Annotated in this window: 5 protein-coding genes; 3 read left to right on the top strand and 2 right to left on the bottom strand. The window is 25.7% G+C overall.

Annotated elements, in window-relative coordinates:
• Window positions 1-146: 146 nt before the first annotated feature.
• The 3 genes from BGI41_RS06945 (at window position 147) to BGI41_RS06935 (ending at window position 2,171) form a co-directional block, all read left to right on the top strand.
• On the top strand, window positions 147-557 hold the full coding sequence (locus BGI41_RS06945; RefSeq protein WP_088539842.1) for a hypothetical protein: 411 nt from the start codon (window positions 147-149) through the stop codon (window positions 555-557).
• 45 nt (window positions 558-602) lie between these two features.
• Complete coding sequence (locus BGI41_RS06940; protein ID WP_088539840.1) at window positions 603-1,313, top strand: M48 family metallopeptidase; 711 nt, start codon at window positions 603-605, stop codon at window positions 1,311-1,313.
• Window positions 1,314-1,505: 192 nt separating this feature from the next.
• Window positions 1,506-2,171 carry an adhesin gene (locus tag BGI41_RS06935; protein ID WP_088539838.1) on the top strand — a complete coding sequence of 222 codons (666 nt, stop codon included), beginning with the start codon at window positions 1,506-1,508 and terminating at the stop codon, window positions 2,169-2,171.
• 130 nt (window positions 2,172-2,301) lie between these two features.
• Here BGI41_RS06935 and BGI41_RS06930 read toward each other — a convergent pair whose 3' ends face one another.
• Together BGI41_RS06930 and BGI41_RS06925 are read right to left on the bottom strand one after the other, a co-directional pair.
• Window positions 2,302-3,300 (bottom strand): GGGtGRT protein, encoded by a 999-nt coding sequence (locus tag BGI41_RS06930; protein ID WP_088539836.1) that lies wholly within the window; start codon window positions 3,298-3,300, stop codon window positions 2,302-2,304.
• A 13-nt stretch (window positions 3,301-3,313) separates the two neighbouring features.
• Window positions 3,314-4,006: an iron-sulfur cluster assembly scaffold protein gene (locus BGI41_RS06925; RefSeq protein WP_088539834.1), complete on the bottom strand. Its 693-nt coding sequence runs from the start codon at window positions 4,004-4,006 to the stop codon at window positions 3,314-3,316.
• Window positions 4,007-4,146: the final 140 nt, after the last annotated feature.

Here is a 4,146-nt window from a genome sequence, read left to right as displayed (position 1 = left end):
ATATATAAAAATATAATATTTATTATTAAGAACTAAGATTGTTGAAAGATTTAAAAACAATGAATTTTACTTTTTATACTAATATATAAAAAGCATATATTTATTCAGATTTTATAAAAAAAGAATAATCTAAAAAAGGTGAAATTATGACAGAATCAGAAATAAGTTCATATTTAACTATTAAAAAAGATTTTTCTGGGGAAACATTAAAACTAGAAGAAAATGATGTTAAAGTACAAACAAGATCTGACGATATGATGATAATTCATTATAAAGCACCAATGTACAAAACAATCGAATTAGAAATGTTTTTTGAAGATTTTAACCAAACAGAATTATTAACATTTAACATCGGAGATACTGGTGAAATTGATGTAAGATACAGAGGACTAATAGATGCTAAAGATAGTTTATTACCTAAATATTATGATCATAAAATCTTACTACTTCAAGAATCAAGATGTAGAAAAAGAGGAGATTTAAAAAACATTAAGAAAACATCAACATTTATACCAAATTATACATTAAGTAAAGGAAAAAGAAAACACCCAAATTAAAATTTTTTTATATTTTTTTAACTTTTTTTAAAATTTTGTGATTAAATGAAAAGCAAAATAGAAATTAATAATATACCAATAACCATTGAAAGGAAAAAGATAAAAAACATGTATTTACGTGTTTTACCTCCTAATGGAGAAATTAAAATATCTGCACCTTTATCTATTTCTCAAAAAGACATTATAAAATTTGCAAATTCAAAATCTGATTGGATAAAAAATAAACAAGAAAAAGTAATTAAAGAATCAGAAAAAGCTAAAAAAAGACAAATTAAATATATTACTGGAGAAACACATTATCTATGGGGAAAACCATATACTCTTCAAATTATAAAGAAAAATAAGAAATATAATAATGTTTTTATAGATAATAATAAAATTTACTTACCAGTAAAAGAAAATTCTAGTTTTGAAAACCGACAAAAAACAATGATTGAATGGTATAGGGAAGAAATTAAACAAAAGATTCCTGAGATTCTAGAAACATGTATAAAAATTGTAGGTAAACGTCCAAATGAATGGAGAGTAAAAAATATGAAAACCCGCTGGGGAACCTGCAATGTACAAAAGAAAAGGATTTGGATAAATTTACAACTATGTAAAAAATCTCCAGAATGTTTAAAATATGTACTTATTCATGAATTAACACATTTATATATTCCAAATCATGGAAAAGACTTTAAAAATCTTATGAATCAATTTTATCCAAATTGGAAAGAAACTAAAAACTTATTAAAAAAAGAAAAATATTACTAATTTTTAAAATATAAAAACTAAAAGCATTTAATAAGATTTAAAGAGTTAAAATAAATTTAAAAAATAAAAAATGAAAAAATAAAACTTAAAAATAAAAATTAAAATTAAAATTAAAATTAATAAAAAAAATAAAAAAATAAAACTTAAAAATAAAAATTAAAATTAATAAAAAATATTTAAAAAAGTGATAAAATGTTTAAAGATTATCCACAAGAGCCTACAGATATTGCAAAAGTAAATTCAGAAGAATATAATAGTAAATTAATTGGAGAAAATGAAAGAGGAACAGTACATATTCATGGTCCATATGGTAATAAGAATTCAGATATAAAAATAGCTTATTTAATTGGTATGCACCCATTAGAAAGTAAATCCCATAGAGCATTATTTGATACAATTTTAAGTAAAGAAGATAATTTAAATTATAAATATTACATTTATAATATTAATGTTAAAAAAGAACTTGATAAAGAAACAGAAGGACGTATGGATGGTCAAAAATTAGCAAAAGAATTTGTTGTACCTGATGTTACAAGTAAAAAATATGATTTTGCAATAGATATTCATGGAAACAAAGGAAAAGTAGTACCTGGAAAATATGAAGAAAGTAATTTTGTATTTGCACCAGGATTTGATGAAAAATCTGAAAAATATATGAATATTTTACTTGATAAAATAGATGAAATAGTATATTATGCACCAGAATATCGTACTAGTCCACCATATATGACTTTACCAATTGTTGAAAGCGGAATTCCAACAATAGTTTATAAAACATTTTCATATGAACCAATGAGTAAAACCTATGATTTAGCAGAAAAACTAGTAAATACAGTAGACAATATCAAATTTGAATAAATTTTAAAAATAAAAACTAAAAAAACAAAAACTACAATAGAAAATAAAAACTAAATAAAAAATAAAAACGATAAATAGCTAATAACTATTTAAAAAAATTAATTCCAAAATAAAAAGATAAGCTATGAATTTATTTCATAGCTTCTTCTACAGCAACTGCTACAGCAACAGTAGCACCTACCATAGGATTATTACCCATACCAATTAATCCCATCATTTCAACATGAGCTGGTACAGATGAAGAACCTGCAAATTGTGCATCACAATGCATTCTTCCCATAGTATCAGTCATACCATAAGAAGCTGGTCCTGCTGCCATATTATCTGGGTGAAGTGTTCTTCCAGTTCCTCCTCCAGAAGCAACTGAGAAATATTTTTTACCTTTTTCCATACACTCTTTTTTATATGTTCCTGCTACAGGATGTTGGAACCTAGTAGGATTTGTTGAATTACCAGTAATAGAAACATCAACATCTTCAAGGTGCATAATAGCTACACCTTCTCTTACATCATTTGCACCATAACATTTAACTTTTGATCTTTCACCTTTAGAATATGCTTTTTCTTCAACAATTTTAAGTTCATCAGTGAAATAATCAAAATCAGTTTTTACATAAGTAAAACCATTAATTCTTGAAATAATTAAAGCTGCATCTTTTCCTAAACCATTTAATATAACTCTTAAAGGTTCTTTTCTTACTTTATTTGCAGAATTTGCAATACCAATAGCTCCTTCAGCTGCAGCAAAACTTTCATGTCCTGCAAGGAATGCAAAACATTTAGTTTCTTCACTTAAAAGCATTGATGCAAGGTTTCCATGACCAAGACCTACTTTCCTATTATCTGCAACACTTCCAGGAATACAAAATGATTGTAATCCTTCACCTATTGCTTTTGCAGCATCAGATGCTTTTGTACATCCTTTTTTAATTGCAATTGCTGCACCAACAGTATAAGCCCAACATGCATTTTCAAAACAAATAGGTTGAACTTCTTTAACAATTTCATATGGATTAAATCCTTTTTCTTCACAAATAGCTTTAGCTTCTTCTAAATCTTTAATACCATATTTATTAAGTACAGGAATAATTTGATCTATCCTTCTTTCATAACCTTCGAATAAACTCATACTACCTCTTCCTTTACTCTTTCCTTGGATCTATTGTTTTAACAGCTTCATCAAATCTTCCATATTGACCACTTGCATTATCAATAGCTTCTTTAGGATCAATACCTGCTTTAATATCATCAATCATTTGTCCTAAATTGATATATTTATATCCAATAATTTCATTATTTTCATCTAAACCTAATTCAGTAATATAACCTTCTGTAAGTTCAAGATATCTAGGACCTTTACTTTTAGTACTGTAAATAGTACCTACTTGACTTCTATGACCTTTACCTAAATCTTCAAGACCTGCTCCAATAGGAAGACCATCTTCAGAAAAAGCAGATTGTGTTCTACCATAAGCAATTTGTAAGAATAATTCTCTCATAGCAGTATTAATAGCATCACAAACTAAATCAGTATTTAATGCTTCTAAAATTGTTTTACCAACTAAAATTTCACCAGCCATAGCTGCAGAATGAGTCATTCCAGAACAACCAACAGTTTCAATTAATGCTTCTTCAATAATTCCATTTTTAACATTTAATGTTAATTTACAAGTACCTTGTTGAGGTGCACACCAACCAATTCCATGAGTTAAACCAGAAATATCTTTAATTTCTTTAGATTGCACCCATTTACCTTCTTCAGGTATTGGTGCTGGTCCATGATTAGCTGCTTTAGCAACAGGACACATATTCTCTACTTCAGTTGAATATATCATCTTTTCATACCTTTTAAATTTTTAAAAATTATAATATAAGTATTATAATAATATATAATAATTTTTTAATTTAATTAGTTTTCTTTTTTATATAAACTAAAAAGAAAATTATCTAAAATATAATTAGTTTTCTTTTTTAT

Source organism: Methanobrevibacter sp. 87.7, assembly GCF_002208625.1.
In the GTDB taxonomy this organism is placed as follows: Archaea; Methanobacteriota; Methanobacteria; order Methanobacteriales; family Methanobacteriaceae; genus Methanarmilla.
The sequence above is the reverse complement of the archived record's forward strand: the minus strand, read 5'-3'. Positions and strand labels throughout refer to the sequence as shown.